The organism is Shewanella psychromarinicola (genome assembly GCF_003855155.1).
Lineage (GTDB): Bacteria > Pseudomonadota > Gammaproteobacteria > Enterobacterales > Shewanellaceae > Shewanella > Shewanella psychromarinicola.
Genome location: NZ_CP034073.1, coordinates 4,219,093 through 4,234,446 on the forward strand (window position 1 = coordinate 4,219,093; position 15,354 = coordinate 4,234,446).

The following is a 15,354-nucleotide window of genomic DNA, read 5'->3' on the forward strand; positions in this document are numbered from 1 at the left end:
GGATTGCAAAATAAAATAAGCAAAAACCTGCAACAATGACACTCATAGCACCTTTAGGAATTACTTCAGTTATTAGGAGAAGCAAAGGTGCTGTCGCGCCCAAATAACACAGCAGATAATAAGACTTTTTACCCTTGAATTTGGGTAGTATAAACCTAAGAGCTACTGCGGCAATAATCATCATTAGAAGTATCATATTTTCTCCTTTAGTTTTGCTTGAGCTTCATAAGCGTATCGGCCACTGTCGCCGTTGCTGTTGCAGCTTCCACAGTTAAGGCTGTAGTGGTTGCCTGTCTAAATGATGCCTCAGTCAGGGTTGGGTCTTTTCTCATTAGATGCCTCATGGGTTGCCCTAGCTCGTGAATCTTTGGTGCTGCCCTCATCAGCCCAACAGCCGACGTACCTATATCCAAACCGGCATTGATTAACGTGCCAGTGGTTTTACTTCCTGTAGCTCTTTGAAGTAGATTTTCTGATACAGACTGCTTGCCTGATAGCCCTGAGTATATATTGTCCCCACCTTTTGCTGCTATTACAGCACCCCCTGCACAAGCCAACCCTCCGCTTACATAGCAAATAGCACCGCCAAGAAAAACCTGACCTGCTCCACCTACGGTTTGACCTGTCCTCAATAAAACATTACCCCCCTCATCAGCGATGAAGTTAATTAACATTTCATTATCTTTGTATAAATCTGATGACTTAATCGTTTCGGTAGCTGAATTTAAGAAGCTGTTGAAACCATCTTCCGCTGAGGAGATGAGGGATTGATTTACATTGGTACTACTATTTCCTTTATGCAGGTTAACTGCCCCAGACACCTTACCAACTTGCGCGGTACCGCCACCATTACCGTCGAATGATATGGAAAAGTTCTTCTCGCCATTTGAAACTGAAGTTAATTTATAAGTTTCCCCATCAGCTGTCACATAGAGATTCCCACTTTCATCTTTCTCAAGCTTCTCAAACGCCTTACCTGATATAACCTCGTCTAATTCTTCAGATCTATACCCAGTCGGGTCAACCCCGCTCATCGGGTTATTCAAAATATACGAATACGGGTTAGCGCTTTGACTATTCTCTGGGAACTGCAAAAACGGGTCAACACTTAAAAAACGACCGATGTTAAAATCGTAAATCCGCCCGTTCATGTGAATGAGCTCTTGGTCAATCAAATGCTCATGGTCTGTGTAGCCCTTAGTGACACCTTGCCAATTAGTACCAGATAGTAACGCATTACCTGATGCAATGTCTCTTGGACGACCAAATACATCATAACCACGGTGCTGTAATACTGCTCCGGTTTTAGCATCCATCAAGGTATCAACACTGCCTAAATGGTCGCGCAGTACATGCTGGAACGGTGATTGATTACCTAAGCTGCCCACATGGGCTTTCATCTTAATGGTGTGGTCACCAATGTAGGTTTTATCTACCGTACTGCTTAGGGTCACTTCACGCTCAAAACTGCCCACATAATACGTGGTCGATACCACACTACCGCTTTGCTGTTTAACCTGTTTATAGCGATTACCATTCGCATCGTAACTGAATGTGCTTTTTACATTATTGCGGTCAACCGTTAACGGCTTGTTTTGGTCGTTATAGGTTAACGTTACGCCATCACCCGTGAGCCTGTTACCGTTATTGTCATAGGTAAAGGTTTTTGTACCACCACGGATAAACTGCCTAATGGCGTTAGGGCCTGCATTACCGCCAGCACCTTTGCCTACAATACCGTAAAGATACTGACTGCCGTAATCGCCTTTAACAAGGATATTACCTGCGGCGTCATAATCATAATTAACCGCAGCATAGGAGATACCTTTGTACGTTTTAGTTGAGTCATCAACCCGCATGAGCTCGTCATAGTTGTAGCTTTCTTTGAACTGGGTAATCACATTATGTTGAAAGGCTAAATTACCCATTCCATCATAATCATAATTTAAGTATTGCACCCCGATAGTACTGCACCCAGCAGAAGAACTGGTACAGATACTCGTCGGTGAACCGGCCAAATTACGGCTAAACTGTTGAACATAATGGTTACTGAACGTTTGTTGATTAATACTACCAAAGGCGCTGTACTCATCGATTATGCGCAGTGATTGCTCGGAACCATCAGTAAAACGTTGGTAGTCTTCGATTAAATAACCATTGTCGTCAAAACGATAAGCTACATGCTCGCCGCTAGGATACTGCATGGCTTTGATACGGCCAAATTGCGAGTCATAGGCATATTTTTCAGTGAAGCTTAAGCTACCAATAGCCGTAAGTGTTTGCTTAATGCGCCCAGCGGTATCATAGCTATGGGTTTGAATATGCCCATCGACTTTTGCTTGGTATAACTTACCGCTACCCACAACGTTATCATATACCCAACTTCTGGCTTGTTGCCCAGCCTGACTCGTTTGACGACCGGCTTTGTCATAGCTAAATGTGGTGGTGATATTGCGCGCATCTTTTTGGGTTATAAGCTCGCCATATTGATTATAAGTAAAGCTCCATATTCCCATGTTCGGGTCGTTAAACCATGCCTTGCTGCCTAAATCATCATAGCGGGCGGTTATTTGACTGCCCAGCACATCTTGGATTAATACAGGCAAACCTGCGGCATTATAGGCAAAATAGCTTTTATTACCTTTTGCATCTGTAGTGCTTAATAACTGGCCGAGGCTGTTATAGCTGCGACTCATCGACGCATTCAACCCACCTGTGACACGAATGTTTGTCGTTATACCGTCTAGGTAGTCATATTCTGACTGGTAGCTGACCATGCCGTCATTGTAAATCTTACGTGCGGGCCGCCCTAACGCATCATAACCTTGAAATTGTGTCGTATTTTGGGTGCCGTAATCCTCTGTTGGCTTAGTTTCACTAACAATATTCCCTCTTGCGTCATACGCGGTTTCGCTAGTGATTTCGCCTTCAAAACCATCTGATACCTGCTTTACAGGACGACCAAGGCTGTCTAAATAGGTAACGGCTTGTGGTTGACCATCAGCTTGCATGGTTTGCTTATAGGCATAGTTACCCGTTTCCCATTGTAGAGAAAGATAACTTGTGGGTTGAATAACAATATTGCCTTTGGTGACAGATGAGCTTTGCGGTACGCCAATAAAGTTAACTTGATTAGCTGTAGTCACCCCATTCATATCGACAGATGTCAGCATCTGACCGGTTAGTGGGTCATAGGTATTGGTTGTCACGGCAACGCCCGGCCATTGGGCATTAAAGGTTTTATAGACAAAATAACCATCATTAGTCATGGCGACTTGATTGTATCTATCACCCACACTCACTTTGCTTGCATTACCGTACTGGTCATAGTCGCTAAAAGTCGTAGTGGTGGCAACCCCTTTTAAAGTACCGGTGCCTTCAATTATGCTGCTGATCAACTCTTGTGTATTATCGTTATAAATGTGCGTCGTTTTTTGGCTTGTCGCTGTATTAGCAGGGTTTAAAATTACACTTTCATGAGCTACTGTATAGGCAACCGACTGGTTGGTTTCTGAGGCTGTAGGCATAGACCAACCCGCTAAATCGGTATAATCCTGTGTACTGCTTTTGTTATGTTCTATGGTGCTATCAACCGTTGTAGTTGACGATAACGTCGTTTGACAAAAACGGTTTTTTTCTTGCGAGTTTTTCACCGTCGTCACAATGGTGTTTGGGTCAATAGATTTCGTTACGCTCGTTGTATTTTTAGGATAGAAACACCAACTTTTGCCACCATTTTTATTAACAATTCCATTGAGATATTCCAATTCACTAGGGACAAGTTCAAATTTGTCATCACGTTTGTCAACTTGATATTCACTTAGTATATTTTGTTGACCGTCCTTAACGGTTTTTTTCAACACAGTCCCTGACCAAGGGAAGGTTTGTGAGAACATGGTTTCAGTCGTTAATGTATGCAGATTTTGAGCATCAGTATTGGTTTCAATAATGTCACTAAAACCCTGAAAACCTCGACCAGCTAAATGGAAGCGAGCATTTTTATAACTGTATTCCGTTTTGTTAACCCCATTTAAACCATTATCTTCTTTTAATGTAACAACAACTCGCATGGTATTAGTGAAATTTACGTAAGGATATTCGGTCGTCTCAGGCTGAGGGTAAATATTTTTAAGTTGCGTATAATCAAGCTGTAATTTTTCACCCATTCCCGTTTTGATACTCTTCACTACCGTGTCTTGAGTATTCACATGCGCAAACAGGGCAAATCCGACGGGATAAGAGCTAGGTTTACCGCCTTGTTTGGAGCCGTAAAACCAGGTGCGTTTTGTGGCGTCTGACTCAAATCCCATTCCTGAGATAAAATCAACTCTGCCGTCACCCGTTAAATCGATAGGGGACAGCGTAGCCAACGCACCATAAATAGGTAACTGGACATCAGTAAAAGATTTGCCATCAGGATTGGTGAGCAACACATTCCAATACCAGACATCATGGTCATAGAATTTAGGTGCATTTCCCCCATCAACGGCTCCACATGATTCATTAGAAGTCCAATTCCAACACTCATAGAGGTATTTTTTGCGAGAGTAATCAGGGTATAAAATATCTTGGCGACCATCGCCATTATAATCAATAAATTGAATGAAATTTTCGTGTACATAACCAGCAGAACCACCATAAGTTGGGTCCTTAGCAAAACTGCCGTTGCCGCCACTAAATGCAAGCTCTTTTATACCTGTATTTAGAGGTGCTTCAAATAAACCATTGCCTTTATTGAAAATGATATAGCGGGTGTAAAAGCTGTCGGTGCTGTTCACCTTATGCAACGTCAAGATATCGCTGAGTCCATCACCGTTTAAGTCCACCCACCGACTCGGTCTTGTGCGATGAACGATATCAACGTTGACGTTAAAAGTGATATTTTTCTCAATAAATGAGACCGTATTTGAGTCTGGGTTAAACCCAACCTTGTACCATTTTAATGACTTGTGAAATTGGCTTGGCGCCAAATCAACAACACCATCGCCATCCACATCCATCGGAATAAGCGGTTCTTTGGCCTCGGCAGTGAAAGTGCCTTTTTCGACAAAATCTGAACCTGAATCGCTGCGTAAATAGGCTTTGTAGGTGATAATATTATTACCTGAGCCAGTTTGCTTGTTGGTCGCCAGTAAAATATCTTTACGCCCATCGCCATTAATGTCGACGGCATGGCTTGTACAATATTTATCCCCAATGTCACGATAAATCGTGGCATAACAAGTCGCACTAACCCCTGATGTATACGAGCTTTTAAGGCTGCCATCAGCGTTAAAACTGCTAAAAACAAGCTTAGATGCACTATTGGTATAAACAAAATCGTCTGCACCATCTAAATCATAATCGATAGTGCCGCTTATGACATTTATGCTTTCTTCATTTGAACTAGGTAAATCATCACCATTCAAATCACCTGCCCATTGGCGGCTGCTAATGTCAGGCAAATCTTGATAAGTAATCTTATTTCCTGTGCGAGATAGATATATACCGTCTAATGGGACCGATAAATCGGTCACGCCGTCACCATCATAGTCAGCATCCTGCTTTACTTTTAATCCGATTGTATAATTATCTATAATATTGGCTAATGCATGATTAGTTTGTAAATTATGCTTATATTGACGGTAAAACCAACCAAACTCGGTTGTTAAACAATCGTTATTGCCTGTATCGCAATACTGTAAATTATCTAATATCGCTGCATCATTTAAAGAGGTAGTCGGGGTTTGATAATTCAATCTCCAAGTTGCTTTCTCTTGCCCTTCAATGTTCATTGAAATGCTCATCAACTGCCTGTCATTAACACTATAACCTCCCCATTGATAACTTTTAGAGCTAGGTATTTTTTTGTAATCAAAGTGAATATTTCGAGTCCCTAAAACACCTTCATAACCAGTGTAGAAAATATCAAGAAGATAGCGATTACCTGCAGAGGCTTCATCGTATTGATAACTAATTTCATTGCTGTGAGTATCGCGGGTGGTATCTTGCAGCCAAGTAGAAGCAAGGTTTAATCCTACGGGGACAATACGACTGTTACTTGATTGACCCAATAAATGTTGAGTACCATTCACTTCAGAAGCAACAAAGTAAACACTGCTGCTATTTAGTCCGCCACCTAATTGTTGCACAATAACAGAACCATCGCGCTCGGTTTGATAATAGGTGCCAGAGGTGCCGTATTGCCCAACAGAACCGCCATTAGTCGGAGATACTGCCACTAAGCGACTACCGTTGTAACAAATTTTATCGTCTACACTAAAAGTGCTATTAATCGTTGAGTCATCTAGATCATAAATATTAGAACAGCGGGAAATGCTAGAATTGGCTGATAAACTCCAGCCCATGCCGGCAATTCCTTCACCAGATTGACTGTTGTAGTTTAGCGATAAGCTAGGTTGAACGCCCTTACGACCTGGAGCAATAGTCAAAGGCACTGAATAAGAAAATGCACCGCCATCAACGCCGGCATTACCTTTTATTTCACCCACTAAGTCGCTTTGCTCTGGTGATACGGGACTGTTCGCTGCATCAGATATCTCATTAATATCAACTAACGCTACAGAAAGGACATTGAATGACGCTGTGCTTATCGATGAATATTGATTGGTTGAACTCTTAGCTCTAACGTTGACCTGATGTATTCCAATTGCCTGCATTCCAAAATCATAGTTGTAGGGTGAGCTTGTGTCGGGATACCAAGCGGAGTTATCTATTGAAAACTCTACTGCACTAATATCGCTATCATTATCAGATGCACTTGCCGTTACAAATAAAGATTGTGATTCATATAAGTCAGGAATTGGCGTTAAGCTGACAATAGGAAGATCATCGACGGCATTGACTGTCACAACGAATGCAACAGTACTGCTTAAACTGCCATCGGATACGGTAATACTAATAGTCGATTTTCCAGCTTGGTTCGCCACGGGTGTCACACTCACCGTACGGTTGGCACCACTGCCGCCCAATATCACATTGGCGGTCGGAACGAGTGCCGTATTGCTTGAACTGCGACTCACTGACAACGAACCTGCGGCCGTTTCAGCATCACCTATGGTAAAGGCAATAATGCCCGTATTGCTGTCTTCATTGATACTGCGGTTGCTGATATTGCTAATGGTGGGGGCGTCATTCACCGCATTGACTGTCACAACAAATGTGCGGGTGTAACTTAAACTGCCATCGGATACGGTAATAGTGATCGTTGCGCTACCGGATTGGTTCGCCGCGGGTATCACATTCACCGTTCGGTTGGCACCACTGCCGCCCGACCTATATGGATATTGGTAATGTCATTATGATGTCGGGAAAATCATTGACCATGTGCTTCAAGGCATCCTACCTATCAGAGTCAGGCTAGCTTCCGCGGTACAGATTGTTCATTAGCATCTGACCCATATGGATATGGGAAATATCATTATGATGTAAGGAACAGCGTTGACCATGCCGCCACAACGTTAGTGGCCGTAGGCCATAGCGTTAAACAACCCGTGGACTCGGTTAACACGATGACCGAATAAACGCTAAGCGGCAATCTATCGGCAACAAAAAGCTCACAAGGTGTTAAATCAAACTCTAAACAGCCCTTTTTTGGATTTAATCATTGTTTTCTCACCTGAATGAGCATTAGATATACAGAGGTTGTATTTGAAGGAAGAAATCATTGAATGAAAAATATTATTTGCGACATTGATGGTGTATTACTGCACGACAACAAGCTCATTCCCGGAAGTGACAAGTTTATTCACCGTGTGCTTGAACAAGGCAACCCGCTGGTCATCCTCACCAATTATCCGGTCCAAACCGGTAAAGACTTACAAAACCGTCTCGGCGCGGCAGGCATTAATGTGCCAGAAAGTTGCTTTTACACTTCAGCTATGGCCACTGCCGACTTTCTTAAACACCAAACCGGCAATAAAGCCTTTGTGATTGGCGAAGGTGCACTTACCCATGAGTTGTACAACGCAGGTTTCACCATAACCGATATTAACCCAGATTTTGTTATTGTCGGTGAAACCCGCGCTTACAACTGGGACATGATCCATAAAGCATCTCGCTTTGTTGCTGGCGGCGCACGCTTTATTGCCACCAATCCAGATACTCATGGCGCAGACTTTAGCCCTGCATGTGGCGCGTTATGCGCAGCGATTGAACGTATCACAGGTAAAATGCCATTTTATGTGGGTAAACCAAGCTCGTGGATTATTCGCTCAGCCTTGAATCATATTCAGGGGCACTCTGAAAACACCGTAATTATTGGCGACAACATGCAAACCGATATTCTCGCAGGCTTTCAAGCAGGACTTGAAACCATTTTGGTCACCAGTGGCGTGAGCCAAATGATTGATATTGACAAAGAACCTTTTAGACCTAATCACGTGTTTGCATGCGCGGCCGATATTGATGTCGTTTAATCGATATCTTTACTGAGTGACAGTTTGATTGTCTCGCCATTAAATTAATGCTCGATACTGATACGCGATACACTATTTTATCGCAAGGTAAACCCTTTAATATAGAATAGTACTCATATGATTGCGGGAGTAAAACGTCCAATATCGCTTAAGCACTATTGATTCACGTCAACAAGATCAAATAGTTAATAAGATAAGTGTCAACGACACAATTTACATTAGGTAACACAATTCCAAGCCAGCGACCTTGTTTTCAGGCACTGGCTTGCCCCATTATGCTTGTCTGAAATAACAATAAATAATAATAACAGGACATAGCATGAAACGATTGTTGCCTTTTTGCGCCATTGCCTTGCTGACAGCATGCAATAGTGACGATGCTAAACACGCTTCGACCGAACAAATTGCCCCAGCTAAAGTCACTGCTGTGACGTTTAATGAACAACGCTTTAGAACCGACATCGAAACATTATCGTCTGATAAGTTTGAAGGTCGGGCGCCCACCACCCAAGGTGAAAAACTTACCCTAGAATATTTATCCGCTGCCTTCACTCAAATGGGGCTTAAAGGCGCCTATAACGGCAGTTTTCTGCAACCAGTTCCAATGGTAAGCTACACCGCCAGCGAGCAACAACGAATTAATTTAGCTGGCATGGACATGCAGTATCGCCAAGATATTGTGCTAGGCAGTCGTCATGATAACCACCAAGTCAGTATTAAAGATGCGCCATTAGTGTTCGTCGGTTACGGTATTAATGCACCAGAATACGGCTGGAATGATTACCAAGACCTCGACATGAAAGGCAAAATTGCCATCATTTTAGTTAATGATCCAGGCTTTGCTCATCCTCAAGGGGCGAAGTTTAATGGTAAGGCGATGACTTACTATGGCCGTTGGACTTATAAGTTTGAAGAAGCCAGTCGCCAAGGAGCATTGGGCGCTATCATTATCCATGAGACTGAACCCGCTTCCTATCCCTGGTCGGTAGTCGAAAATAGCTGGATTGGAGCTCAACAAGACTTAGTCCTTAGCCAAGCAGAACAAGATCAACGGGTTCAAGTTGAAGGATGGTTAACCCTAGACAGTGCAACTGCCTTGTTTGACAAAGCCGGTCTATCATTAACATCGTTAATGGATCGCGCGGCCAACAGTTCACTCAATGTCAATTTAGCCCAAACTGCCAGCATTGAATTTGCTAACAAAACAGAGTATGCCGACAGTTATAATGTGGTTGCGACGTTAGCCGGCAGCACTCAGGCCAATCAGCATATTCTATTCACGGCCCACTGGGATCATCTCGGTAAAGATGACACCAAAGACGGTGACCAAATTTATAATGGCGCATTAGATAATTCCTCTGGCACTGCGGGTATTTTAGAAATTGCCCGCCAGTTTGCGCAGCAAGCCGAACAAGGTCATGGCTTAGCCCGCTCATTAACCTTTATTGCCACTACGGGTGAAGAACAAGGCTTATTAGGCTCTCGTTACTATGCTGCTAATCCTATTTATCCCATTGATAAAACGGTCGCTGTTTTTAACCTAGACAGCACCAATGTGTATGGCAAAACCAAAGACTACACCATAGTTGGCAAAGGTCAGTCTGAGTTAGAAAACTATTTAGACCGCGCTGCAGCTAAACAGGATCGGATTAGCAAGGGCGAACTTAACCCAGCATCAGGCGGATTTTTCCGTTCAGACCACTTCAGTTTTGCCAAATTAGGTGTACCGGCAGTATTTGCCGGTGGGGGTAACGAACCGCTTGATGAAGCAACAGCACAATACAAAACTGCAATGCTGGTGAAAATGAAAGGCTGCTATCATAACGTCTGCGACGATTATCGTCCTGAATGGGACTTATCCGGATCATTACAAGATTTAGGCGTGTATTACCAAGCCGCAGCTGAGCTAGGTAATAATCAAGATTGGCCAGGATACTTTGCCGGTTCTGAATTTAATCAATTACGTCCTGCAGATTAATACAACACCACCCTATTCCGTCCCCCAAAACAAGGATTGGCCCATCATGTATTTGATGGGCTTTTTTTATTGGTATTTGGTGCTATTAGCATTTATGTCATTAGTCTTTGAGTTAATCCTCTGGATAAACGGTACTCACACTTTACTCAATTCATTTAGCGCTTCGATGGCTAAAGCCGCCTTTTCTGTTTGCACAAAAATATGGTCATGATAATACGCGGCAATAACATTAGCGCTAATGCCTTTTTCGGTGAGTTTATTGGCCACTGCAGCCGTTAAACCGACGGCATCAAGGCTAGAGTGTACCGTTAAGGTAATGCCTTTAAATACTGATTCAAATGACAAACCGCCCTCAATAGCAGCCGCTTTGGTTAATACTAATGTCAGCCCTTCAGATTCGCGAAACGTCGCCAGTGGCGATAAAGTTTGGTAATCACCATATTGCCCCTGCACTGAGCAAAAAACATATTCGTCATCTAATAATACCGGTGATATCGATGCGAGTAGTGCCGTTAAATTTGTTTCACCTACCATTCTTTTTTCCTTAAATATTTTTCCGTTATAAAGCGATTTTATGAATCAAGGTATTCTTTTGCAAATAAAAAGGGGCTGCCTGACTAAAATGTCGCCTAACTTAAATGCAGCTTATGCCACCCAGCTACAACATAAGTGACCAAGGTAACCCTATCCAGTCTTAATATACTTAACAAGTTAAGCCTTGCTTGGTTGGCTATCACCGAGTGAACTGGAGCCCCAATATCGCGCATAAATAATCCTATTAAGCTTGGATATGGCTAACCAACAGCACAAAACGACTATTCAACCTTCTTTTTGCTCAAATAACGATCAGACGCACTGCCTTAGTGCAATTATCGTTTTAGTTGTATTTGATTATGAAATATCAAAATAAATCATCATAATCGCAGTAAAAATAAAGATATCTCATAAAAATAGAGGTTATTATTGATAATATTTAAATAAAAAGATATTTCGAAGAGATAAAATCATTAAAACAACCAATTTTATGATGTTATCTTAAAAAACAAACTTGGCAGTTAACCAAAATGCTGGCAAAGTAGTGGCAGAAAAAGATTAGCCAACGCTGCTGGAGCCGTATTATGTGTTCAATATTTTCGATTTTAGATATCAAAACTGATGCAAGCCAACTTCGTCATGTGGCCTTAGAAATGTCAAAATTACTGCGTCACCGCGGTCCAGATTGGTCTGGTATTTATGCTGATGAACATGCCATTTTAGCTCATGAACGTTTATCCATTGTTGACGTTGACCACGGAGCGCAACCGCTTATCAGCACTGATGGCAACTTAGTCTTAGCCGTAAACGGTGAAATTTATAACCACAAGCAATTAAAAGCTCAGCTTGGTGACAAATACCAATATAAAACTAACTCAGATTGTGAAGTGATTTTGTCACTTTACCAAGAATACGGTTGTGACTTTTTAGACAAACTGAACGGCATCTTTGCATTTGTACTGTACGACAAAGCCAAAGGCACTTACTTAATCGGCCGCGATCATATGGGTATAATCCCACTTTACACTGGCTTCGATGCATCGGGTAACTTCTATGTTGCCTCTGAAATGAAAGCATTAATGCCGGTATGTAAAACCGTTGCTGAGTTTTACCCTGGACAGTATTTATATTCTGCCGACGGTAAACCAACCCAGTATTATCAACGTGATTGGCGCGATTTTGATGCGGTTAAAGACAACCCAGCAAGCATTGAAGAGTTGCGTGAAGCATTAGAAGCCGCAGTAAAACGCCAATTAATGTCAGATGTACCTTACGGGGTATTATTGTCTGGTGGGTTAGATTCATCCGTGATCTCTGCCATTACCCAAACTTACGCCAAACATCGTATTGAAAACGACGGCGAAACTGGCGCATGGTGGCCACAGCTGCATTCATTTGCCGTAGGGTTAGCGGAATCTCCTGACTTAGTTGCCGCACAAAAAGTGGCTGACGCCATTGGCACCATTCATCATCCTATTGTCTATACCTTCCAAGAAGGCTTAGATGCGATTAAAGAAGTGATTTATCATCTCGAAACTTACGATGTCACCACTATTCGAGCAGCAACGCCAATGTATTTAATGGCGCGTAAAATTAAAGCCATGGGCATTAAAATGGTGCTGTCTGGCGAAGGTGCTGACGAGTTATTCGGTGGTTATCTGTATTTCCACAAAGCGCCTAACGCGCAAGCATTTCATGAAGAGTTAGTTCGTAAGCTAGATAAACTGCACTTATTTGACTGCTTGCGTGCCAACAAATCCATGGCGGCATGGGGACTTGAAGCTCGGGTGCCTTTCTTAGATAAAGAATTTATCGACGTGGCAATGCGCATTAATCCAGAAGCCAAAATGTCTAAAGATGGCCGCATCGAGAAGCATATTTTACGTCAGGCATTTGAGGATAAATTGCCAAAAGAAGTAGTATGGCGTCAAAAAGAGCAGTTCAGTGATGGCGTAGGTTACTCTTGGATTGATGGTCTAAAAGCACACGCAGCAGAAAACGTCGGCGACGTGCAATATGCTAACGCAAAGTTCCGTTTCCCATACAACACGCCAGAGTCAAAAGAAGCCTATTTTTACCGCAGCTTCTTTGAAGAGTTTTTCCCATTAGCCAGCGCAGCTGAAACAGTGCCCGGAGGAAAAACAGTGGCTTGTTCAACCCCTGAAGCACTATTGTGGGATGCAAGTTTGCAAGGACTTAACGACCCATCAGGCCGCGCAGTTAAAAACGTTCACGCTAGCGCATATTAATTTTTCCTCGATAGCTAAACACCACCCTATTGGGTGGTGTTTTTGTTTGCCTCCATCTTGTAAGATAATGACAACAGCGTCCAGAGGCATAATGCTTAGCGTATTAATTGAGCAACAATAAGGTTTCCCATGACAGATATCAGTATTTTCAATCTTGAAATGACCGACCCTAGTCAATTAAAGCCTAAAAATGATCCCAACGGATTAACCCTGGTTGAGGTAAAAATAAAACAATATCAATTTAATCGGTTTCTATATCAATTTGTCGGTGCAGGGTGGCAATGGACAGATAAACTGACCTTGACCGATAGCCAGTGGCAAGAATATAGCGAAGCGGACAATTTACATTTGTTTGTGGCCTATAAAGATGGCGCACCAGCGGGTTACGTTGAATTGCAGCAGCAAGAAGAAGCGACTGTAGAGATTATGTATTTTGGCTTAGGCGAACGCTTTATCGGTAAAGGATTTGGCGGCTATTTACTGACCCAAGCCATTGAGCAAGCTTGGTTGTTACCCAACACCCGCCGAGTTTGGGTACATACTTGCTCGTTAGATCACCCCAGCGCATTACAAAACTATCAAGCACGCGGATTCAGTTTATTTAGAACTGATACCGAACCAAGAATGAACCCAAACTCTGCGTAGCGAAAAAAGGTCATGGATAACTGTCGTACTAACGGTTTTTACACGCGATACTGCGTTGTTGTAATATTTCAAGTAACGCGCTTTTTTGTTGCTCGTTCATTGAGTGCCAAGCCAGAATTTCGTCGAGCGAGCGATGACACCCTAAACAGACATCCTGTGCATCTAAACAACATTGCCTCACGCAAGGTGAGGCAATTTGATTAACGTTACTCTGACCATACGCCATATTCATTACCATTGGTGTCAGAAAAATGAAAACGTCTACCCCCAGGAAAACTGAATACGGCTTTGGTTATCTGTCCACCAGCCTGAATAATTTGGGCTGCGGTCGCGCCTAAATCTTGGCTATAGAGCACAATTAACGGGCTGCCTTTAGCTAAGGTAAATTGACACTCAGCTCGATAAAAACCACCATCAATTCCGACCTTCAAAAAGCAGCTGTATTCAGGACCATAGTCTTGAAACTGCCAACCAAAAACCTGAGTAAAAAAGGCTTTGGTTGCAATGATGTCTTTCACGGGTATTTCTAAATAATTAATACTATGATGTTGACTCATGCTCACCTCTATTACTCAGGGCTAAAACTAAGAACTAATGCTAAGAACTAAGACTAATAACTATTACTAGGTACAATCACTCAGTACTCATATTAATACTATCACTCATATCCAGTACTCATACGATAGCGCAATACTATGGCTTACGGCATTAATATGATGATTGATTCGATAGCTAGATTATAGCTGTCGCCCTATTGTTGCACCAATGCCGCAACGGCACCAATAACACCGCCAAACACACCACCCCATACAACTAACCAACCTAAATGGGTTTTAATCATATCTTGGATGATTTGTTTAACTAATTCAGGCGTAAGTTCGTTTAAACGCTGTTCGACAATATTGGCCACCTTCGCTTGCATATCAGCGATGATATTTGGCTTTTCAAGTTCATTGACTAAAATCGCATTAAACTCTTCACTTTGAGCCAGTTCAACTAAAGACAGTTTCATTTTTTCAATAAAAGGCTCTTTTAGTGGGATCAACGCCTCTGTGCCACCAAACATTGCTATCATGGCACCAAATGATGACTTTTCGATGGTCGACACCAATGCATCGAATGACGGCGCCAAATCAATTTGTTCAATCACAGGTGTTAAATCAATACTGCTGGCACTGCTGGTTGTCAAAAAGCGATCGATATTCTCTTGGGTAAAAAATTGTTTCATCATTAAATGTTTAATGCCCAATTTAAACTCTTCGAAACGCGATGGAACCACTCCAGAGCCATACAAACCGGGGACCTTTTCAAACAACATATGGATCGCCAACCAATTTGTTAACGCACCCGATAATGCAAATAATCCTATCGTCAGCACAATCTGTTGTTCTAACACATACCCGACCAGCATAAGAATGGCCGCAATAAGGTTGGTTAATACACTCTTATTCAATCTCTGTTCCTTAACATCTACGATGAAAAAATAATAAAAAAACCTCAGTTATTTTACCAGAAAAATAACTGAGGTCTA

9 protein-coding genes are annotated in these 15,354 nt (G+C 42.4%); 4 read left to right on the forward strand and 5 right to left on the reverse strand.

Going from position 1 to position 15,354, the window contains the following annotated elements; all coding sequences use genetic code 11:
* Positions 1-206: 206 nt before the first annotated feature.
* Positions 207-7,247, reverse strand: a complete 7,041-nt coding sequence (locus EGC80_RS18460; protein WP_124693506.1) for a SpvB/TcaC N-terminal domain-containing protein — start codon at positions 7,245-7,247, stop codon at positions 207-209.
* Positions 7,248-7,670: 423 nt separating this feature from the next.
* Between EGC80_RS18460 and EGC80_RS18465 the strand changes: the two genes are divergently transcribed.
* Both EGC80_RS18465 and EGC80_RS18470 read left to right on the forward strand, forming a co-directional pair.
* The gene (locus EGC80_RS18465; RefSeq protein ID WP_101031997.1) at positions 7,671-8,417 is read left to right on the forward strand and encodes an HAD-IIA family hydrolase; all 747 of its coding nucleotides are present in this window, start codon (positions 7,671-7,673) and stop codon (positions 8,415-8,417) included.
* Between the two features lie 319 nt (positions 8,418-8,736).
* The gene (locus EGC80_RS18470) at positions 8,737-10,395 is read left to right on the forward strand and encodes a M28 family metallopeptidase (protein WP_124011703.1); all 1,659 of its coding nucleotides are present in this window, start codon (positions 8,737-8,739) and stop codon (positions 10,393-10,395) included.
* Positions 10,396-10,530: 135 nt separating this feature from the next.
* On the opposite strand, the gene EGC80_RS18475 is transcribed toward EGC80_RS18470, so the two are convergent.
* Complete coding sequence (locus EGC80_RS18475) at positions 10,531-10,929, reverse strand: ACT domain-containing protein (RefSeq protein WP_124011704.1); 399 nt, start codon at positions 10,927-10,929, stop codon at positions 10,531-10,533.
* A 584-nt stretch (positions 10,930-11,513) separates the two neighbouring features.
* On the opposite strand from EGC80_RS18475, the gene asnB reads away from it, so the two are divergent.
* Complete coding sequence (gene asnB / locus EGC80_RS18480; protein WP_101032000.1) at positions 11,514-13,178, forward strand: asparagine synthase B; 1,665 nt, start codon at positions 11,514-11,516, stop codon at positions 13,176-13,178.
* Positions 13,179-13,307: 129 nt separating this feature from the next.
* Entirely contained in the window at positions 13,308-13,823 is a 516-nt protein-coding gene (locus EGC80_RS18485; RefSeq protein ID WP_124011705.1) for a GNAT family N-acetyltransferase, read from the forward strand.
* Between the two features lie 28 nt (positions 13,824-13,851).
* Here the strand turns inward: EGC80_RS18485 and EGC80_RS18490 are convergent, their stop codons facing one another.
* The 3 genes from EGC80_RS18490 to EGC80_RS18500 all read right to left on the reverse strand — a co-directional run bounded on the left by EGC80_RS18490 (position 13,852) and on the right by EGC80_RS18500 (position 15,276).
* A complete protein-coding gene (locus EGC80_RS18490; RefSeq protein ID WP_164839495.1) occupies positions 13,852-14,055 on the reverse strand; it encodes a DUF1289 domain-containing protein in 204 nt (67 codons plus the stop codon).
* Positions 14,030-14,380, reverse strand: coding sequence for a VOC family protein (locus EGC80_RS18495; RefSeq protein WP_124011706.1), 351 nt, complete (start codon positions 14,378-14,380; stop codon positions 14,030-14,032). The genes EGC80_RS18490 and EGC80_RS18495 overlap by 26 nt, the downstream gene beginning before the upstream one ends.
* Positions 14,381-14,574: 194 nt before the next feature.
* Positions 14,575-15,276, reverse strand: a complete 702-nt coding sequence (locus EGC80_RS18500) for a DUF445 domain-containing protein (RefSeq protein ID WP_101032004.1) — start codon at positions 15,274-15,276, stop codon at positions 14,575-14,577.
* Positions 15,277-15,354 lie beyond the last annotated feature (78 nt).